Source organism: Actibacterium sp. (assembly GCF_055134745.1).
In genome coordinates, this window is record NZ_JBSRVX010000037.1 from 15487 (window position 1) to 40883 (window position 25397).

Here is a 25397-nt window from a genome sequence, read left to right on the forward strand (position 1 = left end):
GACGGAGAAACGAAAATGGCAGACGCATTCATCTGCGACTATGTCCGCACCCCGATTGGCCGCTATGCCGGTGCCCTTGCAAAGGTTCGCACGGATGATCTGGCCGCTATTCCCGTGGCGGCGCTGGCGGCGCGCAATACCGGGCTGGACGCAGCCGCGATCGAAGAGGTTTATTTCGGCTGCGCCAACCAGGCCGGCGAAGACAACCGTAACGTGGCCCGTATGGCGCTGCTGCTGGCCGGCCTGCCCGACACGGTGCCCGGCGTGACCCTGAACCGCTTGTGCGGGTCGGGGATGGAGGCCGTGGCCTCGGCCGCGCGCGCGATCATGGTTGGTGACATCCAGGTTGCCATCGCTGGCGGTGTCGAAAGCATGACCCGGTCACCCTTCGTGATGCCCAAGGCCGAAACGGCCTTTGCCCGCGCGAACGAGGTTCACGACACCACAATCGGCTGGCGGTTCACCAACCCCAAGATGCACGCCCAGTATGGCAGTGAATCCATGCCCGAAACGGCGGAAAACGTGGCCGATGATTTCAAGATCAGCCGCGAAGATCAGGACGTTTTTGCGCTGGCATCCCAGCACAAGGCCGAGGCGGCGATGACATCAGGCCGTTTTGCGCAGGAAATCGTGCCGGTTACCATTGACCTTGGCCGCGGCAAAACGGCCGAAGTCACGCAAGACGAACACCCCCGCGCCGGTGCCACGATCGAAGACATGCAAAAGCTGCGCCCCTTCGTGCGCAAGGATGGCACGATCACGGCCGGCAACGCATCGGGCGTGAATGACGGTGCCGCCGCGTTGTTGATCGCCTCGGGCGATGCGGTCAAGAAATATGGGCTGAAGCCGATTGCCCGTATCGTGGCGTCGTCCTCTGTCGGGTTGGCGCCGCGCATCATGGGCTATGGCCCGGTGCCCGCGATCCGCAAGCTGTGCGATCTTGCCAAGATCACGCTGGACGATGTGTCCGTGATCGAACTGAACGAAGCCTTTGCCAGCCAGTCGCTGGCCTGCCTGCGCGATCTTGGGCTGGCTGACAATGACCCTCGCGTGAACCCCAATGGGGGCGCAATTGCCCTGGGGCACCCGTTGGGTATGTCGGGTGCGCGCATTGTTGGCACCGCAGCACTGGAATTGCAGAAAACCGGCGGTAAATATGCCATATCGTCCATGTGCGTGGGCGTCGGGCAGGGCGTCGCCCTTTTGATGGAACGCGTCTGAGCACGCGCAAATACAAGGAACACAATCATGACTGACAAGAACAGTTTCGTGTGGGATGACCCCTTCCTGCTCGAGGATCAGCTGACCGAAGAGGAACGCCTGATCCGCGATACCGCCCGCGCCTATTGCCAGGACAAGCTGGCCCCGCGCGTCAAGGAAGCTTATCGTCAGGAAAAAACCGATCCCGCAATCTTCCGCGAGATGGGTGAACTTGGCCTTCTGGGCGTCACCATCCCCGAAGAATACGGCGGAACCGGTGCCGGCTATGTGTCTTATGGACTGGTTGCCCGCGAAGTAGAGCGTGTGGACAGCGGCTATCGTTCGATGATGTCGGTGCAGTCCAGCCTGGTGATGCATCCGATCTATGCCTATGGTTCGGAAGAGCAGCGCAAGAAATACCTGCCCAAGCTGGCAACCGGCGAATGGATCGGCTGTTTCGGTCTGACAGAACCCGATGCCGGTTCTGACCCCGCAGGCATGAAAACCCGCGCCACCAAGGTGCAGGGTGGCTATGTTCTGAACGGCGCCAAGATGTGGATTTCCAACAGCCCCATCGCTGACGTTTTCGTGATCTGGGCCAAATCAGATGAACATGGCGGCAAGATCCGCGGTTTCGTGCTGGAAAAAGGCATGAAGGGCCTGTCTGCACCGAAAATCGAAGGCAAGCTGTCGCTGCGCGCCTCGATCACCGGTGAGATCGTGATGGAAAACGTCGAAGTTGGCGAAGACGCATTGCTGCCCAATGCCGAAGGTCTGGCCGGGCCGTTCGGCTGCCTGAACCGTGCGCGCTATGGCATCGCATGGGGTGTTATGGGCGCATCCGAGGCCTGCTGGCACGCGGCCCGTCAATACGGTCTGGACCGCAAGCAGTTCAACCGTCCGCTGGCCAACAACCAGCTGTATCAGGCCAAGCTGGCCGATATGATGACCGAAATCACACTGGGCCTGCAGGCCTGCCTGCGTGTCGGCCGCCTGTTTGAAGAAGGTCGCATGGCGCCCGAGATGATCTCGATCATCAAGCGCAACAACTGTGGCAAGGCCCTGAACATCGCCCGTATGTCGCGCGACATGCATGGCGGCAATGGTATCTCTGATGAATTCCCGGTCATGCGTCACATGGTGAACCTGGAAACGGTGAACACCTATGAAGGGGCCTATGACGTGCACAGCCTGATCCTGGGCCGCGCGCAAACCGGGTTGCAGGCCTTTTTCTGATCGTCAGATCTGACTGGTAAAACGAACACCCGCGGCGCTGCGCCGCGGGTGTTTTCATTCAGAACAGAATCCCGTGCGCCACGATCACCACCACCCCGGACAGCACGCAGAACGCCAGATAGGCACCGTTCCAGCGAAAGCTCAGCGTTATCGGACTGACCCCGAACAACCGTCCAGCAACGATGGTCGTGGCGGTAAAGGGCGAAAACTGTGCGCATAGCGACCATGCCGACAACAGAACCAACGCATAAAATGTCGGCTCCATCCCGATGGCCGCCGGGTCGCCAACCAGTGCGATGGCGACGGTCACTGTCAGAATGGCGTTCACACCCACAAGCGACAGCCCGACGGTGGCCAGGAAAACCACGATGGCGATGATCTGCGGCGATACGTGGTTGGCCATGAAAAAACCGGTAATCGCATCGAAGGGCACCATGGCCAGAACCATCGGCCCCAAAAGACCGGCCGCCACGAAAACAGTGGTTTCCGAGGCCTGCTGTGGAAGGCGCACTCCGATTATGTTGCGTATCGGTCCGGTCACGACATCGTTCAGGCGGCCCCGGCATTGCACCGCCAACCAGATCAGCGAGGTCAGCGGAATCAGCAACGTCACGACTGTCGCAATCGACAGTGACAGCGTGACCGAGGCGAATTTTATCGCGGCAAAAATCAGCGTGATCATCAGCGCCAGTTTGGCAAAACTGGCCCAGGGCAGGGCAACGCGCGGCAGCCCTGTCATATCGGTGCTTGTGGCGGATCCACGTCCGCCCAAATAGGTAAATACCCCCGCCGAAAGCAGCATCAATGCCGCGATCAGCATCGCTTGCGGCATCACATGCGCCATGTTCACGCCAGGCAGCAGCGTGCCGACAAATATCGGTGGCACGGCCAGTGGCGACCACATCGACGACGGGGCAAAGCCCCGGACCGATGACAGTGCAACCTGCCTTTGCGCGGCATCGGGCGGTTCACCGTCGCGCTTGTTGGCGGTGGCGATGGTGCCGATCAGGATCAACGATCCCAGATTCATCATCACCGCCATCACCTGTGTGCCCAGCATCACGAAAATACTGCGCCGCTGAATTGGCTGGCCGATCAGGTAAAGGCCGATCCTTTGCAGCATCCGCGACCGCAAGGCGGCCTCTTGCAAGGTGAACACCGACGCCATGAAACCCTGAAAGAATAGTCCGCGCTTGATCCCATCCCAGATTACCGGCCCCGGTTCATCAATCACCAGCAGGGTGATGATGACGCCCGCGATCGTCAGCCAGACGAACAGCCTCGAAACACGCCCGCCCACGAACAGCACAATGCCGAAAACCGCCAGCAGCGATATCGCGCTGGGATAAAGCAACCACTCAAGACCAAACCAGCCCTGAACGCCGACCATGATCATGTTGACCAGCAACAGACCCCCAAGAACCCATGTCAGCGGTGTTACATTCGGCCGGGACGCTGCAGGAATGGCGGAGGGCGTGGGCACGATCAACATTTCCTGTTGCGCTGGTATTTCGAGGCACCTGATGGCAAGGTTTCAATGCACCGTGCGCCATGGGCTTTGGCAATGAGTCGCATGATACAGGAATATTTACAATATGCCTGTTGGGGTGCTATCGCGGGGGAAGCTGGAAAAAGGATATTCTCAATGACCAGAAATGTGGCGATGCTGGGCTGTTCCGCCCTGCCCGTCGGGAAATGGCAAAACCCCGACAGCAAAGACGCGCAGAACCTTGAACACGAAGTGCTGGCGCGGCTGGTCGTCGATGCGATGGCCGATGCAGGGCTGGAAAAGTCCGATATCGGATCGCTGATCTTCAGCCTGCCGCGCCCCTATACGCCGCAGAAATACTTTGCGACCTTCATGGCGAACTATCTGCGCCTGCCATGTGACGGCCTTGTGGCCGAAATGATGGGCAACGGCATGACCGGCGCGCTGGCCTTTCAGACGGCGGTTGATCAGATCCGGCTGGGGCGCACCCGCGTATCGCTGGCGCTGGGCGTCAATTTTGAAACCGCCACCTCGGCGATTGACCACATGATGAGCTCGATGCGCGCCACCGGCGATGTCGATTTTCACGTGCCCTTCGGGTTCACCCCGATTTCCTGGTACGCGATGGACGCGGTGCGCTATATCCATGAATATGGTTCATCGCGCGAAGAACTGGCGGCCGTCGCGGTCAAGAACCGCGCCCATGCGATGCAAAACCCCATCGCCCAGTTCCGCAAGCCGATGACAATGGACGATGTGATGGCGCAAAAGCCGATCGTCGAACCCCTGGGCCTGTTCGAGGTTCCGGGCCGTGGCGATGGCGCGGTCTGTATCGTTCTGGCCGACGAAGAAGTCGCCAAATCCACAGGTCTGCCCTATGCGCTGATCCGGGGCGAAGGTTTCTTCCACGAAGGCGCGCATCAGATCAGCGAAGTGCCCAATGACATGATCGCGCTGCAGGCCGCGCAGCGCGCCGGCGAAAAGGCCTATGCCATGGCGGGCGTCACGGCCGCCGATATCGACTTTGCCGAACTTTACGCCCCCTGCACCATTGTCGAGGTTCTGGTGTCCGAGGCACTGGGCCTGTGCAAACGCGGGCAGGGGGGCAAGGACGCAACCGCCGGTGAAACATCGGTGGGGGGCCGTATTCCGATCTGCACGTCAGGCGGTTTGCAATCGCGCGGCCACCCGGCCTATGTCACCCCGCTGTACAGCTATGTCGAGGTGATGGATCAGTTCCGCGGCCGCGCCAATGGCCGCACGGTCAAGGGCGCGAACCTGGCGATGACCAGCGCCGAGCTGGGCAATTACAACGCCGCGATGGTGCATATTCTGGAGGCAATGCAATGACCCTTCCCAAGCTGAAAATCGCATCGCAGCGGCCCTATCCCCCCCGCCAAAGCGAATTCACCACGCCGTTCTGGGAAGGGCTGAAACAAAGCGAATTCCGCACCACTCAATGCGTGGCCTGCGGCAAGAAATCCTTTCCGCCAAAACCGATCTGCCCGCATTGCTGGTGTGGAGAGGTCACTTGGGGTGTCTTGTCGGGCTTTGGCACGCTTTATTCCAAAACCACGATTCATGCGGCGCCTGCCGTGTTTCAGGCCGAAGCCCCCTATGAGGTCGGCATCGTGGATCTGGATGAAGGTCTGCGCATCGCGACCCGCATCCTTGACAATCCCGCGCTGGATCAGCGCGTGGAAATCGTCGTGTTGGAATATGAAGACGGCCCGATCTATGGGGCTCGTCCTGCCTGAATCGAACGGGCGCGCGTTTGTGCGCCCATTCGTCTAGCGCGACAACCTGGGTGTTGGAAAAACCGGTGTCCCGGCCCCGTCATTAGGTTGGAAGCTTTGCAGCCGCTGCGAAATCCGTGCGGCGGCTGCAACGACCAGATCGCGCAGCGCGTCCAGATCTTCCTGTGTGCTGATATCGCGTCGCCGCACATAGCACAGACTGGCGGAAACGGCATTGGGCGCGTGAAAGATCGGGGCTGCCACACCCACGGCGCGCGCGTCCAACTGATTGCCGACGCAATAGCCATCACGCCGGATCGCCTTGAGCACCGCGCGAAAACCGTTCCAGTCATCACCCATACCGGCTTTGGCAATCTCGGCGGCATTCTTGGAATAGACCGCTTTCAGGTGATAGGGCGGCAGATAGGCAAGGATCACCTTTGACGGCGCGGCATAGAACAGCGGAAAGGTGCGGCCCCGCTCCATCGTCAGCAAAATGTCCTGATCGCGCTTGTCGACGTAAACCGACAACATCTGATCGCCGTAAAAACCGCAAATGAACTTGGCCCCGATGATAGGGCTGTCATCGGGCGCAAGGCAGGGAATCGCGACATTCAAAAGCGGATCCGATTTCTGGATCTGTCGGTCGATCTGGATGAAGCGCGGCCCCAGCACATAGCTGCCACCCGCACCGGGCACGACCAGGCCCGCAGTATTCAGCGCCTTGAGATAGCGATAAGTGGTCGCCCGGGTCAGGCCCAATTCTTGGCTCAACCGCTCTGCCGTCCAGGCCGGGCAGTTTTCGGTAAACAGGTTCAGAATGCCCAGAACCTTGTCTGTGCTGCTTTGTTTTTCTTTTTTGGACGCTGGCATACCGCGCTCTCGTTCTGTGTGTCAGGCTGTCATTGGCGGACACCATACAACATTCCGCATGACACCCAACAACAATGAATGACTGGCCGGTCATATCCGCGGTATGCGATCATCGGATATCCTGTTGAAAATCACCTGCTCGCCCTCGTTATGGTCTGTAAAAACAGGTGCGGTTGGGCTATGAAAACCTTGGCTGCCCATGCCGGGCGGATATGGCGGAATTGCACTTGCCTGCGGGTGATTATCTCGTATTGTGCGACGAATGCCAGCAAAAATACTGCGCGAAATCTGATCCGCCCGGATCAGTCAAAGTGCCTGTCGCGGTTCGAAACGAAGGGGGGATACATGAAAGTTGCAAGTGCGACTTGTGCCATGTTCTGTCTCTTTGCGCCCCGACCCGGCAATCAGGAAAGAGCAAGGCCAAGCAAATGAAAAGACCATTCAAAGATTTTCCAGCCCATGTTCCCAACAAGCCCGGCGCACAGCGCCCGCTGTCGGGAATGAAAGTCGTGGATTTCACGCATTTTGTCGCGGGACCCTTCGCGACAATGATGCTGGGTGATTTCGGCGCCGAAGTGATCAAGATTGAATCGCCGCGCGGTGACGATTTCCGCCAGTTCCCTCCGGCCGATCCGGCCCTGAACGGGGAAGGGTCCCCCTTCCTGTGGACCAACCGCAACAAGAAAAGCATCGTGGTGAACCTCAAAAGCGAAGAGGGCCAGCAGGTTGTTCGGGAATTGATCAAAGAGGCTGACATCATCGTCGAAAACTTTTCGACAGGCGTGATGGAGCGCTTTGGTCTGGGCTATGATGATGTGAAGAAGATCAACGAAAACATTATCTTCTGTTCAGCGTCTGCTTATGGCCGCACGGGCCCCTATGCCGACCGCACCGGGTTCGATACCGTCGTTCAGGCCGAAAGCGGTTTCATTTCGATGAACGGTTTCCCCGATCGCGAAGGCGTGCGCGCCCAGCCGGTTGTGATGGATACGACCACGGCATTGATGGCCTGTAACGCGATCCTGGCCGCGGTCGTGCATCGTCTGCGCACCGGCAAGGGACAGCGGATTGATGTATCCCTGTATGAATCCTCCTTGATCATGCTGGGTTTTGGTTCGATGCAATACCTGCAAAACGGGATTGTCCCGCCGCGCGTGGGCAATTCCAGCAACGATACCCAGCCCACCGGCACCTTCCATGCCAGCGACAGCGCCTTCTTCATTTCGTCATCCTCAACCGCGATTTTCCGGCGGGTATTCGAGGTGATCGGCCGGCCGGACGTGGCCAATGACCCCGAATTGCAAGACCGTATGGGCCGCCTGAAAAAGGCGCAATATATGAAGGACATCCTGGAAGAGGCCTTCGGCAAACAGCCCTGGTCATATTGGGAACCCAAGCTGCGCGCCGCCGGTGCACCTGCAGGCAAGATCAATGAATTGAACGAAGCACTGGAAGCCGATGTAACCCGGTCATTCGGCGTCATCACGAAAATTCCGCATCCCACCGCCGGTGAAATTCCGAACCTTGCCTTGCCAATGCATTTCTCGGAATCGCCGCTTGCCGATCCGGTGGCTGCACCGACAGTCGGCCAGCATACCAACAGCATTCTGAAAGATATGCTGGGATATGATGACGCAAGAATTGCGGCACTCGAATCCAGCGGTGCGATCGGCAAGGCCAAATAGGCTGATTTAATGAACTGACCCGCGCCGCCCTGGCGTGGGTCAGAATTCGATCTTCACACCCGGCAGCTTCAATGCCGCCATTAGATCGCGCAATTCCTGACGGGCTGCCACATTTGAAAGGTTCAGACCCTTCACGCCCAGATCTTTCAGATCCAGCAATGTCAGCCCGCTTGGGAACAGCTCTCGGAAGATCACCCTTTCGCTGAAACCGGGGATCACGCGAAACCCGATCCGCTTTGACAGGGCCTGCAACGCGTCGCCCATCTTTTTCTTGTTGTGCATCTGCTGGGCGCCCATTCGGTTGCGCAGCACCACCCAGTCGATCGCAGGCAATCCGGCCTGCGCGCGCAATTGCCGCGCGCTCCAGACCATTTCGGAATAGATTGATGGGCCAAGGATCTTGCCGGTATGCGGCTCGATCCGGGCCAGAAGATCGAAGTCGATGAAACTGTCGTTCAGCGGCGTGATCAGCGTATCGGCCAGCGAATGGGCGACCTGGCTCAGGCGCGTATGTGACCCCGGACAGTCGATCAGGATGAAATCCACCTCCTGCTCCATGCTGGCCACGGCGGCCGACAGCCTGCGGTCAAAGATGTTCTCGCCCGGATCCAGTTGGTCTTTTTCGACTTCGGGAAGGTCACGATAGATCGGCGTGGGCAGGTCCAGCCCTTCGCGGGCGCAATGGGCGATGCGGTTGTCGATATAGCGGCCAAAGCTGCGCTGGCGCAGGTCCAGATCCAGTGCACCCACCCGGTGCCCCATCCGCGCCAGCGCTGTCGCCACATGCATGGATGTGGTCGATTTGCCGGCCCCGCCCTTTTCATTGCCTACGACGATTATATGCGCCACGTCGTCACCCTTTCCCGATGCAAAAGGCGCGTCCAGAATATGAACGCGCCCCTACTATATGTTGTGTGCTTCCGTTTGGAAAGCGGCAGGGAAGGGTCAGAAGCCCAGCCCGGCGTATTTGTTCTTGAATTTCGACACACGACCGCCTGCATCCATCAGACGGGTCGATCCGCCGGTCCAGGCCGGGTGAACCGAAGGGTCGATTTCCAGCGACATCGTTTCGCCTTCCTTGCCCCAGGTGGATTTCATCTGAAGCACGGTTCCGTCGGTCATCTTGACGTTGATCGTGTGGTAATCGGGATGGATCTCTTTTTTCATTGTCCCACTCCTTACGCTTCGGCGCCGGGTTTGGCTTTGTAATTGGTGACCTCGACGATGCGGGCCGACTTGCCGCGGCGCGCGCGCAGGTAATACAGCTTGGCGCGGCGCACCTTGCCACGGCGGACAACCTCGATGCTGTCGATATTGGTCGAATACAGCGGGAACACACGCTCCACACCTTCGCCAAAGGAAATCTTGCGCACGGTAAACGACCCGGCGATGCCAGAGCCATGCTTGCGCGAAATGCATACACCTTCGTAATTCTGAACGCGGGTGCGGGTGCCTTCGGTCACTTTGTAACCGACGCGAATGGTATCACCGGCCTTGAAATCCGGAATGGTCTTGGCAAGGCTGGCAATCTGCTCGGCCTCGATCTGTGCGATCAGGTTCATCGCGCTTACTCCTATATGCTCACGGTTTTCCCGCGAAGTTGATGCGTCCTCAGAGCTCTCGGTCTTCATCCGGGTCCCTACCGTGCGTATCACAGTAAGCCCGCCAGAGATCAGGGCGACGTTCCTTGGTCAGCCTTTCGGCCATGGCCTTGCGCCAGGCGGCGATATGCGCGTGATGGCCGGACAGAAGAATTTCCGGTATCTCACGGCCCCGCCAGACGGTCGGCCTTGTATACTGTGGGTGTTCCAGCAGACCTTCGGAAAAGGATTCCTCTACGATCGACTCGTGATTCCCAAGCACGCGGGGTATAAGTCGGACTGTGGCGTCAATCAAGGCCTGTGCTGCAATCTCGCCCCCGGTCAGGACGAAATCACCAAGTGAGACCTCGGCGACACGGTATTCATCCAGAATACGCTGATCGACACCTTCAAAACGGCCGCAAATCAGGGTGATGCCCTTGGCCTGCGAAAAGCGCCGCGCCATGGTCTGATCGAACGGTTTGCCGCGCGGCGAAAGATAGACCACCGGCCAGGCGTCGCGATCATCCGGCGTGCCCGCAGCGGCCTGATCCAGGGCGGCGGCCATCACATCGGCGCGCAGCACCATACCGGCGCCGCCACCGGCCGGCGTGTCATCGACATTGCGGTGCTTGCCCTCACCAAAAGCGCGCAGGTCGATGGGTTCCAGTGCCCACAAACCCATCTCCAGCGCCTTGCCGGTCAGCGATTCCCCCAGAACACCGGGAAAGGCCCCGGGAAACAGGGTAATGACGCGCGCAGTCCAGGCGCCTTTCAGGCGCGGGCGTTCAGTCATCAGATCACGCGGGGTCAAGGATGCACTGATCGACCGGCGGCCATGGGATCGGGGGGTATCAGTCATCGCCCAGCAACCCTTCGGGCGGGTCGGCAATGATGCGGCGGCTGGCCATATCGACGGTGGGCACGCATGCGGTGGTAAAGGGCAGAAGGATGCTGGATTTCAGCCCCGGCCCATGAATTTCCAGCAAATCGCCTGCACCGTGGTCATGCACCGCATGTACGGTTCCAATAGATTTTCCCCCGGTATCAAGCACTTCCATTCCGATCAGATCTGCGTGATAGTATTCATCATCGTCCAATGCCGGCAGTCTGGCGCGATCGGCAAACAGGCGGGTACCGCGCAGGGCGTCGGCCTCTTCCTTGGTCACGACCCCCGACAGGCGGCCCGAAAAGCCTTCCTTGACGGCACGGGTGATTTTCAGGGTGAAGCTGCGGGTGCCGTCTTCGGTGTAAAGGGGCGCGTATTGCTCGATGGAGGCGGGGTCGGCGCAAAAGCTTTTGACCCGCACTTCGCCCCTTACGCCAAAAGATCCGGCAATGGCGCCCACACAAACGCGATCAGTCATCATGAGCCTTTCATCGCAGAGGCGATCAGATTGAAATCGGTCGCCGGTATTTCGAACAGACTGCGCCGGAACACCATACCGCAATGGTCGATCGAACGGATGAACGATAAGCTGCCCGGCAATGGTCGGATCGGCATTTCGGCGATATCCTCATATTGCGCGCCCCGCGTCCAGGGGCGGGAATCGGCACCCGGCAGAACCCGTTCCGCCGGTTCCAGATCGGTCACATGCCCCAGCGACACAAATGCCTGCACAGGCGCATCATCAAAATCCGTCCTGGGCGCATAATAGACAAAACCCTCGCCCGGGGACAGCTTGCGAGCGGCGCTTTCACGGCCATGCGAAAACGCGCAAAAGCCGCCCCTTTGGGCGGCTTCGGCCTGTTTGCGATCCGCGACACCAATCCGGAAGCGCCATGTCATGGCCGGGCCCCCATGCAGATGCCGCGCGTGTCAACCGACCCGCCGGCAGCAAGGCAGCGGCCTTCCAGCAGATACCTGTCGGCTTTGATCCCGAACCAGATACCCGCTGCCAGCCCCCCGACCATGAACAGGCGAAGCATGTGCGGCCGCGCCGGATTTATTCGGCGGCAGCTTCTTCGGCAGCCGGATCTTCCGCCGGAGCAGGTGCAGCTGCGGCTTCTTCAGCGGCGGCCAGTTTCGCGGCCTTCTGGGCGGCACGCTCTTTGGCCTGCTTGCCCGGCTCGCCCGCCTTGGGGTTGTTGCGGGTTTTCTTGGCGATGATGCCTGCAGCTTCCAGCATGCGGGCGACACGGTCGGTCGGCTGTGCGCCCTGACCCAGCCAATGCTGGATACGGTCTGCATCGATCTTCACGCGCTCTTCGTTATCCTTGGGCAGCAGCGGGTTATAGGTGCCCAGCTTTTCGATAAAGCGGCCGTCGCGCGGCATGCGGCTGTCAGTGGCGACAACGCGGTAAAAGGGACGCTTTTTCGACCCGCCGCGGGCCAGACGAATTTTCAGTGCCATTTGGTTTTCTCCTTTGGATGGCGATGTGCGACAGGGATTTTCCCGCGCAGAATACGGTTATTCCTGGTGTTTCTTGTGGTGTTGGATAACTTCCTGAATGATGAAATTCAGAAAATTTCGGGCAAATTCGGGGTCGAGATCGGCATCGCGCGCCAGTTGCTCCAGCCGGGCGATCTGGGCTGCCTCGCGCACGGGGTCAGAGGGTGGCAAGTCGTGTTCGGCCTTGAGCCGGCCCACCGCCTGGGTGTGTTTGAACCTCTCTCCCAGCGTATAGACAAGGATCGCGTCCAGCCGGTCGATGCTGGCGCGGTGATTTTGCAGCACATTGGCGGCGCGGGTGGTTGCGTCGGTCATATCACGGCCTTTCGGACGGAGTGTATCAGGCTTTCGGCGCGCACAGCGGCAATGCAGCGGGTGCTGGAAAGGGCAGGGAGCCTGCGGCGCGAGTATTTGGGCCAAGAAGATGACATCAGTTATCCCTTTTGGGCCGGGTGTGACGATAGACCAGAACATCCGGGTCCGGTCGGGGCGCCGTGTCGTCGCACGTGGCGCCCAGCCATTCGGCCAGGGTGATCGAGCGGGCATTGCCGGGCTCGATATACGAGACCAGCGCGGGCAGATCGAGATGCGCGAACGCATAATCACGAGCTGCGGCGCAGGCCTCGCGGGCAAATCCGCGCCCTTCGGCGCCGCTGAGCAGGAAATAACCCAGTTCGGGTTCCAGATCGCCATACTCCAAGTGGATCAGCACAAACCCAAGGGTCTGTCCGGTCATGCCGTGTTGTATCGTCCACAAGCCAAAACCGCGCAACTGCCAGCCCGAGACCGCGCAGGTGAAATCAAGCCACGCATCACGGCGGCTGAACGGGCCATCCATATAGCGGGCCCGGTCGGACATCAGGATTTCGGCATAGGCGTCGAAATCGCCGATGCGCGGTGCGCGCAGCAGCAGCCGTGCCGTTTCAAGCGAAGGCACGCCAGCCGCAAGACGCGCGACCATACCGGCGGCAGGGCCGGTCGCGGCCTGTTCCCAAGCAGGTTTGTGAAAGGCCGCCGTCATTTCTTTTTCCCAAAGCCGGACAGGCCGGGCGGCAGGGCCGCACCGCCGCCAAGACCGGGCAACCCGCCGGGCAGCTTGCCGCCCAGCGCCTTGGCCGCCTGTTCCATCGCGGCGGGATTGTTCATATCGGGCACCCCACCCTTGCCGAACATGCCTTTCATGGCCTGTTTCAGCATGCCGCCCTTGCCCATCTTCTTCATCATATCCGCCATCTGGCGGTGCATTTTCAGAAGCTTGTTCAGGTCGGACACATCAAGGCCCGCGCCGGTGGCGATGCGTTTCTTGCGGCTGGCCTGCAACAGCGCGGGATTGGCGCGTTCCTTTTTGGTCATCGACTGGATCAGCGCGATCTGGCGTTTCAGGATGCCGTCGTCAAAGCCTGCATCCTGAACCTGTTTGGCCATCTTGCCCATGCCCGGCATCATGCCCATCACGCCTTCCATGCCACCCATTTTCAGCATCTGTTCCAGCTGGGCGCGCAGGTCGTTCATGTTGAACTGACCCTTCTGGAAGCGGCGCATCATCCGTTCGGCCTGTTCGGCCTCGATCGTCTGTTGCGCCTTTTCGACCAGCGATACGATATCGCCCATGCCCAGGATGCGGCCGGCGATCCGGTCGGGGTGGAATTCCTCGATCGCGTCCAGTTTCTCGCCAAGGCCGACAAAGCGGATCGGCTTGCCGGTGACGGCGCGCATCGACAGGGCCGCACCGCCGCGCCCGTCGCCATCCATCCGGGTCAGGATGACGCCGGAAATGCCCAGCTTGCCGTCGAATTCGGTGGCGACATTGACCGCGTCCTGCCCGGTCAGGCCATCGACGACCAGCAGCGTTTCGCGCGGGTTGGCGACATCGCGCACCGCCTGCACCTCGTCCATCAGCACATCGTCGATATGCAAACGCCCGGCGGTATCCAGCATATAGACGTCATAGCCGCCCAGCATCGCCTGTTGTCTGGCGCGTTTGGCGATATCGACCGGTTTCTGGCCCGCGACGATCGGCAGCGTGTCGACGCCGATCTGCGTGCCCAGAATGGCCAGCTGTTCCATGGCGGCCGGGCGGTTCACGTCAAGTGACGCCATCAGCACGCGCTTGCCGTTCTTTTCCTTCAGCCGCTTGGCCAGTTTGGCGGTGGTTGTCGTCTTGCCCGAGCCCTGCAGGCCGACCATCAGGATCGGCGCGGGCGGGTTGTCGATTTTCAGCGCGCCGGGATCGGCATCACCGGTCAGCACATGCACCAGTTCATCATGCACGATCTTGACGACCTGCTGGCCCGGCGTGACGGATTTGGTGACAGCCTGGCCTGTCGCCTTGGCCTCGACCGCCTTGACGAAATCGCGTGCGACCGGCAGGGAAACGTCGGCCTCAAGCAGGGCAACGCGCACCTCGCGCAGGGCGGTTGTCACATCGTCTTCGGACAGCGCGCCCTGTTTGGTCAGCCGATCAAAAACGCCAGAGAGGCGGTCGGACAGATTCTCGAACATCTCCTGGTCCTTTCGTGACCGGTTGCACCTGCCCCGACATAGGGTCGGAACGCCTGAACGCCAACGGCACCAGTGGGCGCAACGCGCTGACTGATGGCGATCCCGGATCGGGCCCGGGACCGGAAGCTGGCTGACTTCCGGGAAACTTGGCCCGCGTTTAGGCAGCAGGCCGCACAAAGTCAACCCCCAGGCAGCCCTTGCCACCGGTCGCGGCCTGACGCATTGTCGGGAAAATCCGCGCAGGGACAGCATGCAAAACTGGGACGAAATCCGCACAGCCTATCATGTGGCGCGGCTGGGCACGGTCAGCGGCGCGGCAGATGTGCTGGGCGTGCATCATGCCACTGTCATTCGCCATATTGATGCGCTTGAGGCGCGGCTGGGTGTGCGGCTGTTTCAGCGCCATGCCCGCGGCTATACCCCGACTGACGCCGGGCAGGACTTGCTGCGCGTGGCGCAGACCACCGCAGATCAGTTCGACGCGCTGGAGGGGCGTCTGCACGGCCACGGCGCGGCCCTGACGGGCGAGCTGGTGGTGACATCGGTCGAAAGTTTCGCCGCCCTGCTGGTGCCCGTCGTGACGACCTATCAACAGGAACATCCCGACCTGACGCTGCGCCTGATCACCGACCCGCGCCTGTTCCGCCTGGAATATGGCGAGGCCCATATCGCGATACGCGCAGGGCAGCAGCCCACCGATCCCGATAATATCGTGCAGCATCTGGCGCGCCCACGGTCGGGGCTGTATGCGCATCGCAGTTATGTCGAGCGACATGGCATCATCGAAGGGCCGCAAGATTTTTCGCGCCACCGCTTTATCGGCCCGACCGACGAAAACCATCGCGCCAGTGTTTATCGCTGGATGCGTGACACCGTTCCCGCCGACCGCATCACATTGCGGATGTCCGATATGCGTGACGCCCAGGAAGCGGTGATAGCGGCGGCAGGCGTCGGGTTCATGCCGGTCTGGCGCGCGCGCGATCTGCCCGATCTGGTAGAGGTTTTCCCCGCCCTGCCTGAATGGGATGTGTCGCTATGGCTGGTCACACATGTGGACCTGCACCGCACGGCCAAGGTTCAAAGCTTTACCAAAGTATTGAAAGAGGCCGCGAAAACATGGGCTTAGGTGGGATATCCGAAGGGGCCAAGGGCCATATCGCCATGGCCGTGTTTTCAGGGCTGGCGGCGGGATCGTTCAGCCTGGGCAGCATTGTCGCCCATGACATGGATCCGACCGCGCTGACGGTGATCCGGTTTTTTCTGGCCGGGATCATCATCGGCACGGCGGCGGCGGTGGGGCCGGGGATGCGGATAAGGCATTTCGCGGCGCCCTGGCGCTATGTCATTCTGGGGTTCCTGTTTGGCGCCTATTTCGTGCTGATGTTCGAAGGACTGAAAACCGCGCTTCCGGTATCGACGGCGGCTGTATTCACGCTGACACCGGCCCTGACGGCAATGTTTGGCTGGTTGTTCTTGCGCCAGATCACCACGCCGCGCATGGCGCTGGCGCTGGTCGTGGGCGGCTTGGGCGCATTATGGGTCATTTTCCGCGGCGATGTGCAGGCCTTGCTTGGGTTCGATATCGGTCGCGGCGAATTGCTGTTCTTTGTCGGCTGCGTGTCGCATGCGGCCTATACGCCGTTGGTGCGCCGCTTCAATCGGGGCGAACCGGCGCTGGTCTTTACCTTTGGGATGATGGTGGCGGTGTTCATCATGCTGACGATCTGGGGCTGGTCGGCGCTGTGGTCGATCAACTGGGCCGCGCTTCCGATGCGGTTCTGGGTGGTGATGGGCTATCTGGCGGTGTTTTCGTCGGCGATGACATTCGTGCTGTTGCAATATGCGGCGCTGCGGCTGCCATCGGCCAAGGTGATGGCCTATACCTATCTTGTGCCAAGTTGGGTCATCGTCTGGGAAATCGCGCTGGGGCATGGTGTGCCGCACGCAGTGATCCTGACCGGCGTTGGGCTGACCATCGTGGCGCTGGGCCTGCTGTTGAAAGACGAAACCCGCGAACCCGTCAGGCAAGTCTAGCGGGTCGGCCGTCATTTCGTCGGTGTCTGCCCCAATTCGTCGTTCAGAAACCTTTCGAACGCATCGAAATCCAGCGAGTCATACTGGCCAAAGCCCTGCATCCAGACGCTGGCATCGCGCAGGGCATCCGGTTCCAGCTTGCACCATTTCACCCGCCCGCGCTTTTCCTGGCTGATCAGCCCGGCGCGGGTCAGGATCGCCAGATGCTTGGAAATGGCGGCCAGCGACATCTGAAACGGCTCGGCCACATCGGTCACGGCCATGTCATCTTCCAGCAGCATCGACAGGATCGCCCGGCGCGTCGGGTCGGCAATGGCGGAAAAGACGATGTCCAGTTGGGTCTGCATTGCGCATCCTATTTCCCAGCCAGTGGCAATCGTCAACCAGATGGTTGAATATCCCCACGTCCGCTGTTAGCGCCGCAACTGCGAAACTCACGATGGGGCGGTCTTGACGGCATTTGAAAATACCATTCAAGATCAATGCCTTGGTGTGTAAGGATGGGGCGGTAATCGCGCTTGACTCATGCCGGGGCTGTCCCTAGTTTCCCGGCGACTGTCCATGGGGGACTTCGCATATGGATGATCCGGTAGAAAAAGAGCGGCTGGCCCGCCTTGATGCCCGGATCGCACAGGCGAAAAAGGCGATCACGCCGGAAAAACCCCACCAGGACGAACACTATTCGCAGGCCAACCTGGCGTGGCGCATGGTGATAGAGCTTGTGGCCGGTCTTGGGATCGGTTTCGGCATCGGATACGGGCTGGATGTGCTGTTTGGCACGATGCCTGTCTTTCTGGTGTTGTTCGTGTTGGCGGGCTTTGCGGCCGGGATAAAGACGATGCTTCGGTCCGCCGCCGAGATACAGAAAAAGACGGCGGCCGATGCCGCCAAGGACGAGGGACACTGACGCATGGCGACCGAAGAAGCGAGCACTGGTCTGGTATTCCACCCGATGGACCAGTTCATCGTCAAGCCGCTGTTTGGTGGTGATACGCTGCATTGGTACACGCCCACGAACGTCACTCTGTGGATGGGCCTGACGGTTCTGGTGATCTTCCTGCTGCTGGTGGTCGGATCGCGCGGCCGGGCCATCGTGCCCAGCCGGGTTCAGTCGATCGGTGAACTGGCCTATGGCTTCGTGCACAAGATGGTCGAAGATGTGGCTGGCAAGGACGGGCTGAAATACTTCCCCTATATCATGACGCTGTTCATGTTCATCCTGTTTGCCAATTTCCTGGGTCTTCTGCCCATGGCGTTCACCACCACATCGCATGTGGCCGTCACGGCCGTTCTGGCCTTGCTGGTATTCCTGACCGTCACGATCCTGGGCTTCGTCAAGAACGGTGCTTCGTTCCTGTCTCTGTTCTGGGTGTCGTCGGCGCCGCTGGCCATTCGCCCGGTTCTGGCCGTGATCGAGATCATTTCCTATTTCGTGCGTCCCGTCAGCCACTCCATTCGTCTGGCCGGCAACATGACCGCAGGCCATGCCGTGATCAAGGTGTTCGCGGCCTTTGCCGGTGCGGCACTGTTGTCGCCGCTGGCCGTGGCGGGTGTGGCCGCGATGTACGGGCTCGAAATTCTGGTGTCCTTCATCCAGGCCTATGTTTTCACCATCCTGACCTGCGTCTATTTGAGGGACGCGCTGCATCCGCATCACTGACGGTCAGGTTCAGTTCAGCCATTCCAACCTAAGGAGAGACTTCAATGGAAGGCGATATCGCAGAAATGGGCAAGTTCATCGGCGCCGGTCTGTCGGCGTTCGGCATGGGCCTTGCCGCCCTCGGTGTGGGCAATGTTGCCGGCAACTTTCTGTCGGGTGCCCTGCGCAACCCGTCGGCAGCTGGTGGTCAGACCGCCACGCTGTTCATCGGCATCGCGTTCGCCGAAGCACTGGGCATCTTCTCGTTCCTGGTTGCCCTGCTGCTGATGTTTGCCGTCTGATCCGACGAACCGATCAATGATGCCGGATGGGCCAGCGGGCCTGTCCGGTATATACTGTAGGTTCCCCGGAGGACGTTATGGCAACATCTACGCAAGACGCAGCCCACGGTGCTGCCGACGCCGCACATGCCACGCAAGCCGTGGGCATGCCGCAGCTTGATTTTTCGAGCTTCCCCAACCAGATCTTCTGGCTGGCGGTTGCTCTTGTCCTGATCTATCTGATCCTGTCTCGTGTGGCTTTGCCGCGTATCGGCGGGGTTCTGTCGGATCGGCAAGGCACGATCACCAACGATATCGCCGCCGCCGAAGAGCTGAAGCTGAAAGCGGTAGAGGCCGAAGCCGCCTATAATCAGGCGCTGGCCGATGCGCGGGTCGAGGCCCAGAAGATCATCGCCGAAGCCAAGGCCGAGATGCAGGCCGAGCTGGATGAGGCTATCGCCAAGGCCGATGCCGAAATTGCCGCGCAATCCGCTGAATCCGAACGCCGTATCGGCGAAGTGCGCGCCGGTGCGATGGACAGCGTTGCCGAAGTGGCCAAATCGGCCGCAATGGATATCGTCGGTGCCTTTGGCCAGAAAGCCAATGCTTCTGCGGTGGCCGCTGCGGTTACAACCCGGCTGAAGGGGTAAGGCAGATGAACAAATTTATTGCTGTTCTCTTCGCGCTGCTCGCAAGCCCTGCAGTTGCGGCAACCGGCCCGTTCTTCTCGCTGCGTAATACGAACTTCATCGTATTGCTGGCCTTCATCCTGTTCCTGGCGGTCCTGATCTATTTCAAGGTGCCCGGAATGATCGGCGGTATGCTGGACAAGCGCGCCGCTGGTATCAAGGCCGATCTTGAAGAAGCCCGCGCCCTGCGTGAAGAGGCCCAGACCATTCTGGCAGATTACGAGCGCAAGCAGCGCGAGGTGCTGGAACAGTCTGAACGCATCATCGCCCATGCGCGGGAAGAGGCCATTTTGGCAGGCAAACAGGCGCGCAAGGACCTGGAAGCCTCGATCGCCCGCCGGGTGCAGGCCGCCGAAGACCAGATCGCATCAGCCGAAGCCAGCGCAGTGCGTGAAGTGCGTGACCGTGCCATTTCGGTGGCAGTGGCCGCTGCGGCCGATGTCATCGCCAAGAACATGACCGATCAGGCCGGCGAAAAGCTGATCGAAGATTCGATCACGCAGGTTCAGAACAAGCTGCACTGATCATCGGTCTTACCTACCGAACAGAAAAACCCGGCCATTGGCCGGGTTTTTTATTACGCGCGGCTTGGCCGACGATCAACCGTTGGGGGTGATGACGATTTCCACCCGACGGTTCTGGGCGCGGCCCTGCGGTGTCAGGTTCGAAGCAATCGGCTGGTCTTCACCCCGGCCATAGGCCTGGATGCGCCCCGAAGAAACACCCGCCCCGATCAGGATCGAGGCCACCGACGCAGCCCGCTGCGTCGACAGCGATTGGTTATAAGCGGCTGACCCGGTATTGTCGGTATGGCCGATCACCTGAACCGTGGTGTTGGGATACTGGTTGATGCTGCCGGCCAGCACGCGCAGATCACTTTGCAACTGACCGTTGACCACGGCACTGTCGGTCGCAAACAGGATATCCTGCGGCATCGTCACAACCAGCTGCGATCCGGTATTGACCACGCTGATCTGGCTGTTGGACAGGCTGTTTTGCAGGTCTCGGGCCTGACGGTCCAGATCGGCCCCGATCACACCACCCGCCGTCGCGCCGATGATGCCGCCGATTACGGCGCCTTGATTGCGCGATTTTGAATCATTTCCGATCGCGGCACCGGTAATCGCCCCGACGACACCGCCGATAACGGCGCCTTCGGTGGTGCGTTGATTTGGATTGTTGGTTTGCACGGAGGGATCGGTACACGCTGCCAGCCCCAACGCGGCTGCGGTTGTCAGTCCAAGTGCCAGTTTCGCACGGGTCATGGTAAGCCTCATATCAGGGTCCTTTGCGGGACAACGTTCAATACATAAGACCGGTTCCGCAAATTTCGAAGACCAATGCAGGACACATCACGACAAAGGCACAGGCTGCGGCGGGTTTTCGCCCATGATCGTATCAGCACTGTCGGCGCGGGCCGCTTCCCAGGCCAGCATGGCCCGCTTGACCGGAAGCCCCCAGTGATACCCCCCCAATCCACCCGACTTGCGCAAGGCCCGATGGCACGGGATCAGCCAGCTGACAGGGTTGCGTCCCACGGCGGTTCCAACCGCCCGCACTGCTGCCGGATTGCCGACCGCCCCGGCAATTTGCGAATAAGTCGTCACATGGCCAGAGGGAATCGCCAGCAACGCCTCCCATACCTTGATCTGGAACGGCGCCCCGATCACGTGTAATCGGGCCCCGCCATGCGCGCCAAAAGCCGCCTGAACCGATGACGCAAGATGATCGGGCGCCTCGGCATAATCGGCCATGGGCCATCGCGCACGCATATCGGCCAGCGCCATTGCGCGCCCGGTTTCTTGGGTAAAGGCCAGACCACACAGCCCGTGATCGGTCCCCATCGCCAGGGCCTCGCCAAAGGGGCTGTCGAACCAGCCAAAGCTGATCTGCAGCCCCTTGCCCTTCTGGGCATAGCTGCCGGGGCTCATGGCCTCCCATCGCACAAACAGATCGTGTAACCGGCCCGTTCCCGACAGGCCGGTCTGGTTGGCCGTGTCCAGCAGGGTAAACCGCTCACGCAGCAGGGTGCGCGCATGATCCAGCGCCAGATACTGTTGATACCGCTTGGGCGACACGCCGACCCATTGGCTGAACAGCCGCTGAAAATGCGCGGGACTCATCCGCATTTCCCCGGCCAGCCTGTCCAGCGACATAATTGTTCCGCCAGATGCGTCGATCAGATCAATCGCGCGGCGCATGACATTATAATGATAACCTTGGTCGGTTCGAGGGGGCATTTCGCGTTTCCTTTGGTCCGAATCCTAAAAGCTTGGCGCCCGGCACGCGACCCGAAACTTGCGGAAACATGGGCAGATTGTTGCGCCAGCGACGGTAATCGCATTCACAGCCCGATACTGGCCCTCAGCTGCCAACGAACTGACGCAAAATTGGGAATTTTGGCAAAAATACGACAAAACTTGGGCCTTGGCAGGATCGCTGCCCTGAAAGCACCAGGTGCAGTTGCCGCAGCAGCACCACACACAGCAAAAGGATGATTGGATGCGGAAACTTGGAAAATCACGCAGGTCAAGGTTTGCGCTGACAATCCTGACCCTTGTCTTCGCGATCTGTCTGTTGGGCTGGACAACACACATGGGTCAGACCGCCGGCAGTGCCGTCGCGCAACCCGCGCCCTTGTCCTCTGGCCCGTCCGCACAGCAACCCGAACGCATGATCAGCAAATGGTGGCGGACATTGGCGCAAAGTGAAGGTTCTGAAACACCGCAGATTTGCCGCATGGACGAGTATGCCCCCGGCTGGACCGTCGCGGGCTTGTTGCCGCCAGAACCTAATCAGCGTCGATTTGCGAATGCACCACAAGACCTTCTGGTCGGAGGACAAGACGAATCCATGTTTCGCCGGCTTGCAGGTATACCCGGGCCGAACCGGCCCGTGGTCGGCCAGTTCACTGGCCCTGCCAGCGGTGGCCCCGGTCCTGTTTTCAGAAACCTCGCCGCATTCGGGTCCTCGGGATCTGGTTCAGGTGGGGCCGGGGGCGGGTCTGGCACTGGTGGCGGGTCTGGCACTGGTGGCGGCTCAGACAGCGGCGGCGGATCAACGGGCCTGCCAACTGTTCTGCCCCCCACAGATGGTGTGGGAGGAACGCCGGTTCCAGGTGGCACGATCATACCACCCGCCCCTGTGCCCCTGCCCGATTCCGCGCCTCTGCTGATCGGGGCAATCGCCGCGGTATTTCTTCTGCGTCGACGCGCGATCAAAAGCTGACATCAGGCGATCATTCGCGCGTCAATCCGGTTGCGATCCATCCGGTCACATGCAATCACAAGATATGACGCGGCAGCTTGATTATCACAGTATCCAACAGATTTTCACGCGGTTTCAGGCTCATGAACCTGAACCAAAGGGCGAACTTGACCATGTCAACGCCTATACCTTGCTTGTGGCCGTGGCCCTGTCGGCCCAAGCCACCGATGCCGGCGTGAACAAGGCCACCCGCACCCTGTTCCAGATCGCCGACACCCCGGCAAAGATGCTTTCACTCGGCGAGCCCGGGCTGACCGAACATATCAAGACCATCGGCCTGTTCCGTCAAAAGGCGAAGAATGTCATCCGGCTGTCCGAAATACTTGTCCGCGATTATGGCGGGCAGGTGCCTACCTCGCGTGCCGCGCTGCAATCGCTGCCCGGGGTCGGACGCAAGACCGCGAATGTCGTGCTGAACATGTGGTTCCACTATCCTGCGCAGGCTGTCGACACCCACATCTTTCGGCTGGGCAATCGCACCGGCATCTGTCCAGGCAAGGATGTTCTTGCCGTCGAGCGCGCGATAGAAGACAATATTCCGGTGGAATTTCAACAACATGCCCATCACTGGATGATTCTTCACGGCCGGTACGTGTGCAAGGCGCGCAAACCGGCCTGCGCCAACTGCCTTATCCGTGATCTTTGCCCCTACGAGGAGAAGAACCTGTGACAAAACGCTATCAGGTTGTCGGCATCGGCAATGCGATCGTTGATGTGCTGACGCGCGCCGAAGACAGCTTTCTGGATCTGATGGGTATCCAGAAAGGCGTGATGCAACTCGTGGAACGCAAGCGCGCCGAAATGCTCTATGGTGCGATGCGAACCCGCACCCAGGCACCGGGCGGATCGGTCGCAAATACCCTGGCTGGCCTGGGAAATCTGGGGCTGTCGACGGCCTTCATCGGTCGGGTCAATGACGATGATCTGGGCCGGTTCTATGCCTCGCAAATGCAGGCCGGCGGCACCGATTTCGTTAATCCGCCTGTGACCGACGGCGATTTGCCCACCTCGCGCTCGATGATCTTCGTCGCGCCCGATGGCGAACGCTCGATGAATACCTATCTGGGAATTTCCGCCGATCTTGGTCCCGAGGATGTGCCCCGTGATGTGGCCGGCCAGGCCGAAATCCTGTTTCTGGAAGGCTATCTGTACGACAAGCCTGGCGGCAAACAGGCCTTCACCCATGCCGCGCGTCTGTGTCGCGAAAATGGTGGCAAGGCGGGTATTTCCTTATCCGATCCCTTTTGTGTCGATCGTCACCGTACCGATTTCCGTCAACTGGTCCGTGATCTGGATTATGTCATCGGTAACGAACATGAATGGGAATCGCTGTATCAGACCGACCTGAGCGCGGCATTGGAACAGGCCGCCTCCGAAAGCGGGCTGATCGTCTGCACAAGGTCAGGCCATGATGTCGTGCTGGTGCGCGGTGAAGAACAAGCCACCGTGCCAGTGCAGCGCGTGGTCCCGGTTGACGCCACCGGCGCGGGCGACCAGTTCGCGGCGGGATTTCTTTACGGTTTGGCCACGGGGCAACCGCTGGCCATCTGCGGGCGGATGGGCACCGTTGCCGCCGCCGAAGTGATCAGCCATTTCGGCGCGCGCCCTGAAACCGATCTGAAGGCGCTGTTTACCCAAAACGGCCTGATCTGATGCATATGGCGCGCAATGGGTATTTTGACCAAGAATAAACCCAAGGGTGCGCCCCGCCACCTGCGCCGTTCGGCACCTTGCCGATGCTTACGCAGGGGGCGGGGCGGCTTATCCTTGGACGGTCATCGGCTCCCCAGCCTGTACCGCAAAACCAGAACACCCGATTCTGGTTAAAACTTCGTTGTTTATTCTTGGCGCCAATACCCTTGGGGGTGAGGCCGCAGGCCGAGGGGGCGAAAGCCCCCTGATGCTGTCAGCCCGCCATGTGGTGAAATTCACCATCCGGCCCCAACGGATCGGGGCCGAAGCGGTTTGACCCCATCGTGCCGCGCCCCACGAACCAGACGATCAGGATGATCCAGCCGATCACCGGGATCAGATACAGCAGCAGCCACCAGCCGGATTTATCCAGATCATGCAACCGACGTGCACCAACGGCGAGCGAAGGCAGAAACGTCGCGAGGCTGAACAGGCCCGACAGGATCGATGCATCATCCGCCGCGCTTGTGAACAGGATGGAGTCGAAAATGCTCAACACCATATTCGCTGCAAACAGAAACAGCGTGAAATACCAAAACTCTGACCGGGCGGCGCGACCGGAAAAAGTAACATATTTGCGGAAACATATCCGAATAGCGTCCTGAAAACCCATGGGAGCCTCTCATCAGAAACAGTCTGCAAGGTTACAATACCCCAGCGGCGGACAAGGTCCAAAGAAAATGCCGTGCTGTCTGATCAGCTCTTTTTCGCGCCGATCTTCGGTTCGGTTCCCTTTTTCAGCCGTTCGATATTCGGCCAGTGGCGGGCATAGATCAGCACAGTGAGCAGCACGCCCAGAAAAACCATCTGACCATGGCCCAGCCAGACCATCCACACCGGTGAGATGGCCGCTGCCACCAGCGCCGACAGCGATGAATAGCGCCCGATCAGCGCCACGACCAGCCATGTGGCACAGGCTGCCAGCCCCACCGGCCAGGCCAGGGCCAGCAAGGCGCCCAGAAACGTCGCCACACCCTTGCCGCCCCTAAAGCCCAGATAGACCGGAAAGATGTGCCCGACAAAGGCGGCAAGCCCCGCCAGTTGCGCGGCGTCTTCACCGATGGCGGCGCGCGCGATCAGCACTGCGGCGGCGGCCTTGGC

31 protein-coding genes are annotated in these 25397 nt (G+C 60.3%); 14 read left to right on the forward strand and 17 right to left on the reverse strand.

Going from position 1 to position 25397, the window contains the following annotated elements:
* The first annotated feature begins 15 nt into the window (after window positions 1–15).
* The gene (pcaF, locus tag ACTCHC_RS08065) at window positions 16–1221 is read left to right on the forward strand and encodes a 3-oxoadipyl-CoA thiolase (RefSeq protein ID WP_463021967.1); all 1206 of its coding nucleotides are present in this window, start codon (window positions 16–18) and stop codon (window positions 1219–1221) included.
* Window positions 1222–1248: 27 nt separating this feature from the next.
* Complete coding sequence (locus ACTCHC_RS08070) at window positions 1249–2436, forward strand: acyl-CoA dehydrogenase (protein WP_463021968.1); 1188 nt, start codon at window positions 1249–1251, stop codon at window positions 2434–2436.
* 58 nt (window positions 2437–2494) lie between these two features.
* Here the strand turns inward: ACTCHC_RS08070 and ACTCHC_RS08075 are convergent, their stop codons facing one another.
* Window positions 2495–3919 carry a hypothetical protein gene (locus ACTCHC_RS08075; protein WP_463021969.1) on the reverse strand — a complete coding sequence of 475 codons (1425 nt, stop codon included), beginning with the start codon at window positions 3917–3919 and terminating at the stop codon, window positions 2495–2497.
* 162 nt (window positions 3920–4081) lie between these two features.
* Between ACTCHC_RS08075 and ACTCHC_RS08080 the strand changes: the two genes are divergently transcribed.
* Window positions 4082–5275 carry a thiolase family protein gene (locus ACTCHC_RS08080; RefSeq protein ID WP_463021970.1) on the forward strand — a complete coding sequence of 398 codons (1194 nt, stop codon included), beginning with the start codon at window positions 4082–4084 and terminating at the stop codon, window positions 5273–5275.
* Window positions 5272–5682 carry a Zn-ribbon domain-containing OB-fold protein gene (locus ACTCHC_RS08085; protein ID WP_463021971.1) on the forward strand — a complete coding sequence of 137 codons (411 nt, stop codon included), beginning with the start codon at window positions 5272–5274 and terminating at the stop codon, window positions 5680–5682. Before ACTCHC_RS08080 ends, ACTCHC_RS08085 begins: the two co-directional genes overlap by 4 nt.
* A gap of 33 nt (window positions 5683–5715) precedes the next feature.
* On the opposite strand, the gene ACTCHC_RS08090 is transcribed toward ACTCHC_RS08085, so the two are convergent.
* Window positions 5716–6534, reverse strand: coding sequence for an IclR family transcriptional regulator (locus ACTCHC_RS08090; protein WP_463021972.1), 819 nt, complete (start codon window positions 6532–6534; stop codon window positions 5716–5718).
* 428 nt (window positions 6535–6962) lie between these two features.
* Between ACTCHC_RS08090 and ACTCHC_RS08095 the strand changes: the two genes are divergently transcribed.
* Window positions 6963–8219, forward strand: a complete 1257-nt coding sequence (locus ACTCHC_RS08095) for a CaiB/BaiF CoA transferase family protein (RefSeq protein WP_463021973.1) — start codon at window positions 6963–6965, stop codon at window positions 8217–8219.
* Window positions 8220–8258: 39 nt separating this feature from the next.
* Here the strand turns inward: ACTCHC_RS08095 and ACTCHC_RS08100 are convergent, their stop codons facing one another.
* The 10 genes from ACTCHC_RS08100 to ffh all read right to left on the reverse strand — a co-directional run bounded on the left by ACTCHC_RS08100 (window position 8259) and on the right by ffh (window position 14694).
* Window positions 8259–9068, reverse strand: coding sequence for a division plane positioning ATPase MipZ (locus ACTCHC_RS08100; RefSeq protein ID WP_463021974.1), 810 nt, complete (start codon window positions 9066–9068; stop codon window positions 8259–8261).
* A 96-nt stretch (window positions 9069–9164) separates the two neighbouring features.
* Entirely contained in the window at window positions 9165–9386 is a 222-nt protein-coding gene (gene rpmE, locus ACTCHC_RS08105; RefSeq protein ID WP_463021975.1) for a 50S ribosomal protein L31, read from the reverse strand.
* 11 nt (window positions 9387–9397) lie between these two features.
* Window positions 9398–9781 carry a 50S ribosomal protein L19 gene (gene rplS, locus ACTCHC_RS08110; protein WP_463021976.1) on the reverse strand — a complete coding sequence of 128 codons (384 nt, stop codon included), beginning with the start codon at window positions 9779–9781 and terminating at the stop codon, window positions 9398–9400.
* A gap of 49 nt (window positions 9782–9830) precedes the next feature.
* Window positions 9831–10661 (reverse strand): tRNA (guanosine(37)-N1)-methyltransferase TrmD, encoded by an 831-nt coding sequence (trmD, locus tag ACTCHC_RS08115; RefSeq protein ID WP_463021977.1) that lies wholly within the window; start codon window positions 10659–10661, stop codon window positions 9831–9833.
* Window positions 10654–11166: a ribosome maturation factor RimM gene (gene rimM / locus ACTCHC_RS08120; protein ID WP_463021978.1), complete on the reverse strand. Its 513-nt coding sequence runs from the start codon at window positions 11164–11166 to the stop codon at window positions 10654–10656. The genes trmD and rimM overlap by 8 nt, the downstream gene beginning before the upstream one ends.
* Window positions 11166–11588 (reverse strand): EVE domain-containing protein, encoded by a 423-nt coding sequence (locus tag ACTCHC_RS08125; RefSeq protein ID WP_463021979.1) that lies wholly within the window; start codon window positions 11586–11588, stop codon window positions 11166–11168. The genes rimM and ACTCHC_RS08125 overlap by 1 nt, the downstream gene beginning before the upstream one ends.
* Window positions 11589–11745: 157 nt before the next feature.
* Window positions 11746–12153, reverse strand: a complete 408-nt coding sequence (rpsP, locus tag ACTCHC_RS08130; RefSeq protein ID WP_463021980.1) for a 30S ribosomal protein S16 — start codon at window positions 12151–12153, stop codon at window positions 11746–11748.
* Window positions 12154–12210: 57 nt separating this feature from the next.
* Window positions 12211–12507: a chorismate mutase gene (locus tag ACTCHC_RS08135; RefSeq protein WP_463021981.1), complete on the reverse strand. Its 297-nt coding sequence runs from the start codon at window positions 12505–12507 to the stop codon at window positions 12211–12213.
* Window positions 12508–12622: 115 nt separating this feature from the next.
* A complete protein-coding gene (locus tag ACTCHC_RS08140; protein ID WP_463021982.1) occupies window positions 12623–13213 on the reverse strand; it encodes a GNAT family N-acetyltransferase in 591 nt (196 codons plus the stop codon).
* On the reverse strand, window positions 13210–14694 hold the full coding sequence (ffh, locus tag ACTCHC_RS08145; protein ID WP_463021983.1) for a signal recognition particle protein: 1485 nt from the start codon (window positions 14692–14694) through the stop codon (window positions 13210–13212). Before ffh ends, ACTCHC_RS08140 begins: the two co-directional genes overlap by 4 nt.
* A gap of 250 nt (window positions 14695–14944) precedes the next feature.
* Between ffh and ACTCHC_RS08150 the strand changes: the two genes are divergently transcribed.
* Complete coding sequence (locus ACTCHC_RS08150) at window positions 14945–15820, forward strand: LysR family transcriptional regulator (RefSeq protein ID WP_463021984.1); 876 nt, start codon at window positions 14945–14947, stop codon at window positions 15818–15820.
* Window positions 15811–16728 (forward strand): DMT family transporter, encoded by a 918-nt coding sequence (locus ACTCHC_RS08155; protein WP_463021985.1) that lies wholly within the window; start codon window positions 15811–15813, stop codon window positions 16726–16728. Before ACTCHC_RS08150 ends, ACTCHC_RS08155 begins: the two co-directional genes overlap by 10 nt.
* A gap of 11 nt (window positions 16729–16739) precedes the next feature.
* Here ACTCHC_RS08155 and ACTCHC_RS08160 read toward each other — a convergent pair whose 3' ends face one another.
* Window positions 16740–17075, reverse strand: a complete 336-nt coding sequence (locus ACTCHC_RS08160; protein ID WP_463021986.1) for an ArsR/SmtB family transcription factor — start codon at window positions 17073–17075, stop codon at window positions 16740–16742.
* A gap of 230 nt (window positions 17076–17305) precedes the next feature.
* Between ACTCHC_RS08160 and ACTCHC_RS08165 the strand changes: the two genes are divergently transcribed.
* From ACTCHC_RS08165 to ACTCHC_RS08185, 5 genes are all read left to right on the forward strand, one after another.
* A complete protein-coding gene (locus tag ACTCHC_RS08165; protein ID WP_463021987.1) occupies window positions 17306–17635 on the forward strand; it encodes an AtpZ/AtpI family protein in 330 nt (109 codons plus the stop codon).
* Between the two features lie 3 nt (window positions 17636–17638).
* A complete protein-coding gene (locus tag ACTCHC_RS08170; RefSeq protein WP_463021988.1) occupies window positions 17639–18388 on the forward strand; it encodes a F0F1 ATP synthase subunit A in 750 nt (249 codons plus the stop codon).
* Window positions 18389–18432: 44 nt separating this feature from the next.
* The gene (locus ACTCHC_RS08175; protein ID WP_463021989.1) at window positions 18433–18669 is read left to right on the forward strand and encodes a F0F1 ATP synthase subunit C; all 237 of its coding nucleotides are present in this window, start codon (window positions 18433–18435) and stop codon (window positions 18667–18669) included.
* A 77-nt stretch (window positions 18670–18746) separates the two neighbouring features.
* On the forward strand, window positions 18747–19298 hold the full coding sequence (locus tag ACTCHC_RS08180; RefSeq protein ID WP_463021990.1) for a F0F1 ATP synthase subunit B': 552 nt from the start codon (window positions 18747–18749) through the stop codon (window positions 19296–19298).
* 5 nt (window positions 19299–19303) lie between these two features.
* Window positions 19304–19861 (forward strand): F0F1 ATP synthase subunit B, encoded by a 558-nt coding sequence (locus ACTCHC_RS08185; RefSeq protein WP_463021991.1) that lies wholly within the window; start codon window positions 19304–19306, stop codon window positions 19859–19861.
* Between the two features lie 75 nt (window positions 19862–19936).
* Here ACTCHC_RS08185 and ACTCHC_RS08190 read toward each other — a convergent pair whose 3' ends face one another.
* Both ACTCHC_RS08190 and ACTCHC_RS08195 read right to left on the reverse strand, forming a co-directional pair.
* Window positions 19937–20602 carry an OmpA family protein gene (locus tag ACTCHC_RS08190; protein ID WP_463021992.1) on the reverse strand — a complete coding sequence of 222 codons (666 nt, stop codon included), beginning with the start codon at window positions 20600–20602 and terminating at the stop codon, window positions 19937–19939.
* A gap of 87 nt (window positions 20603–20689) precedes the next feature.
* Window positions 20690–21577, reverse strand: coding sequence for a methylated-DNA--[protein]-cysteine S-methyltransferase (locus tag ACTCHC_RS08195; RefSeq protein ID WP_463021993.1), 888 nt, complete (start codon window positions 21575–21577; stop codon window positions 20690–20692).
* A gap of 1052 nt (window positions 21578–22629) precedes the next feature.
* On the opposite strand from ACTCHC_RS08195, the gene nth reads away from it, so the two are divergent.
* Window positions 22630–23274: an endonuclease III gene (gene nth, locus ACTCHC_RS08200; protein WP_463021994.1), complete on the forward strand. Its 645-nt coding sequence runs from the start codon at window positions 22630–22632 to the stop codon at window positions 23272–23274.
* On the forward strand, window positions 23271–24257 hold the full coding sequence (locus ACTCHC_RS08205; protein WP_463021995.1) for an adenosine kinase: 987 nt from the start codon (window positions 23271–23273) through the stop codon (window positions 24255–24257). The genes nth and ACTCHC_RS08205 overlap by 4 nt, the downstream gene beginning before the upstream one ends.
* Before the next feature lie 253 nt (window positions 24258–24510).
* On the opposite strand, the gene ACTCHC_RS08210 is transcribed toward ACTCHC_RS08205, so the two are convergent.
* Together ACTCHC_RS08210 and ACTCHC_RS08215 are read right to left on the reverse strand one after the other, a co-directional pair.
* Window positions 24511–24909: a DUF805 domain-containing protein gene (locus ACTCHC_RS08210; protein WP_463021996.1), complete on the reverse strand. Its 399-nt coding sequence runs from the start codon at window positions 24907–24909 to the stop codon at window positions 24511–24513.
* An 83-nt stretch (window positions 24910–24992) separates the two neighbouring features.
* A partial coding sequence (locus ACTCHC_RS08215; protein ID WP_463021997.1) for a glycerol-3-phosphate acyltransferase occupies window positions 24993–25397 on the reverse strand: 405 nt, incomplete at its 5' end.

Excerpts from the sequence above, each read along its gene's own strand:
- ACTCHC_RS08125 (WP_463021979.1), bottom strand. The coding sequence starts at position 11,588 with ATGACATGGCGCTTCCGGATTGGTGTCGCGGATCGCAAACAGGCCGAA.
- trmD (WP_463021977.1), bottom strand. The coding sequence starts at position 10,661 with ATGACTGATACCCCCCGATCCCATGGCCGCCGGTCGATCAGTGCATCC.
- ACTCHC_RS08140 (WP_463021982.1), bottom strand. The coding sequence starts at position 13,213 with ATGACGGCGGCCTTTCACAAACCTGCTTGGGAACAGGCCGCGACCGGC.
- ACTCHC_RS08085 (WP_463021971.1), top strand. The coding sequence starts at position 5,272 with ATGACCCTTCCCAAGCTGAAAATCGCATCGCAGCGGCCCTATCCCCCC.
- ACTCHC_RS08070 (WP_463021968.1), top strand. The coding sequence starts at position 1,249 with ATGACTGACAAGAACAGTTTCGTGTGGGATGACCCCTTCCTGCTCGAG.
- nth (WP_463021994.1), top strand. The coding sequence starts at position 22,630 with ATGACGCGGCAGCTTGATTATCACAGTATCCAACAGATTTTCACGCGG.
- ACTCHC_RS08210 (WP_463021996.1), bottom strand. The coding sequence starts at position 24,909 with ATGGGTTTTCAGGACGCTATTCGGATATGTTTCCGCAAATATGTTACT.
- rpsP (WP_463021980.1), bottom strand. The coding sequence starts at position 12,153 with ATGGCACTGAAAATTCGTCTGGCCCGCGGCGGGTCGAAAAAGCGTCCC.
- ACTCHC_RS08080 (WP_463021970.1), top strand. The coding sequence starts at position 4,082 with ATGACCAGAAATGTGGCGATGCTGGGCTGTTCCGCCCTGCCCGTCGGG.
- ACTCHC_RS08165 (WP_463021987.1), top strand. The coding sequence starts at position 17,306 with ATGGATGATCCGGTAGAAAAAGAGCGGCTGGCCCGCCTTGATGCCCGG.
- ACTCHC_RS08195 (WP_463021993.1), bottom strand. The coding sequence starts at position 21,577 with ATGCCCCCTCGAACCGACCAAGGTTATCATTATAATGTCATGCGCCGC.
- pcaF (WP_463021967.1), top strand. The coding sequence starts at position 16 with ATGGCAGACGCATTCATCTGCGACTATGTCCGCACCCCGATTGGCCGC.
- ACTCHC_RS08190 (WP_463021992.1), bottom strand. The coding sequence starts at position 20,602 with ATGACCCGTGCGAAACTGGCACTTGGACTGACAACCGCAGCCGCGTTG.
- ACTCHC_RS08170 (WP_463021988.1), top strand. The coding sequence starts at position 17,639 with ATGGCGACCGAAGAAGCGAGCACTGGTCTGGTATTCCACCCGATGGAC.
- ACTCHC_RS08185 (WP_463021991.1), top strand. The coding sequence starts at position 19,304 with ATGAACAAATTTATTGCTGTTCTCTTCGCGCTGCTCGCAAGCCCTGCA.
- ACTCHC_RS08095 (WP_463021973.1), top strand. The coding sequence starts at position 6,963 with ATGAAAAGACCATTCAAAGATTTTCCAGCCCATGTTCCCAACAAGCCC.
- ACTCHC_RS08150 (WP_463021984.1), top strand. The coding sequence starts at position 14,945 with ATGCAAAACTGGGACGAAATCCGCACAGCCTATCATGTGGCGCGGCTG.
- rplS (WP_463021976.1), bottom strand. The coding sequence starts at position 9,781 with ATGAACCTGATCGCACAGATCGAGGCCGAGCAGATTGCCAGCCTTGCC.
- rimM (WP_463021978.1), bottom strand. The coding sequence starts at position 11,166 with ATGACTGATCGCGTTTGTGTGGGCGCCATTGCCGGATCTTTTGGCGTA.
- ACTCHC_RS08155 (WP_463021985.1), top strand. The coding sequence starts at position 15,811 with ATGGGCTTAGGTGGGATATCCGAAGGGGCCAAGGGCCATATCGCCATG.
- ACTCHC_RS08090 (WP_463021972.1), bottom strand. The coding sequence starts at position 6,534 with ATGCCAGCGTCCAAAAAAGAAAAACAAAGCAGCACAGACAAGGTTCTG.
- ACTCHC_RS08160 (WP_463021986.1), bottom strand. The coding sequence starts at position 17,075 with ATGCAGACCCAACTGGACATCGTCTTTTCCGCCATTGCCGACCCGACG.
- ACTCHC_RS08135 (WP_463021981.1), bottom strand. The coding sequence starts at position 12,507 with ATGACCGACGCAACCACCCGCGCCGCCAATGTGCTGCAAAATCACCGC.
- rpmE (WP_463021975.1), bottom strand. The coding sequence starts at position 9,386 with ATGAAAAAAGAGATCCATCCCGATTACCACACGATCAACGTCAAGATG.
- ffh (WP_463021983.1), bottom strand. The coding sequence starts at position 14,694 with ATGTTCGAGAATCTGTCCGACCGCCTCTCTGGCGTTTTTGATCGGCTG.
- ACTCHC_RS08175 (WP_463021989.1), top strand. The coding sequence starts at position 18,433 with ATGGAAGGCGATATCGCAGAAATGGGCAAGTTCATCGGCGCCGGTCTG.
- ACTCHC_RS08180 (WP_463021990.1), top strand. The coding sequence starts at position 18,747 with ATGGCAACATCTACGCAAGACGCAGCCCACGGTGCTGCCGACGCCGCA.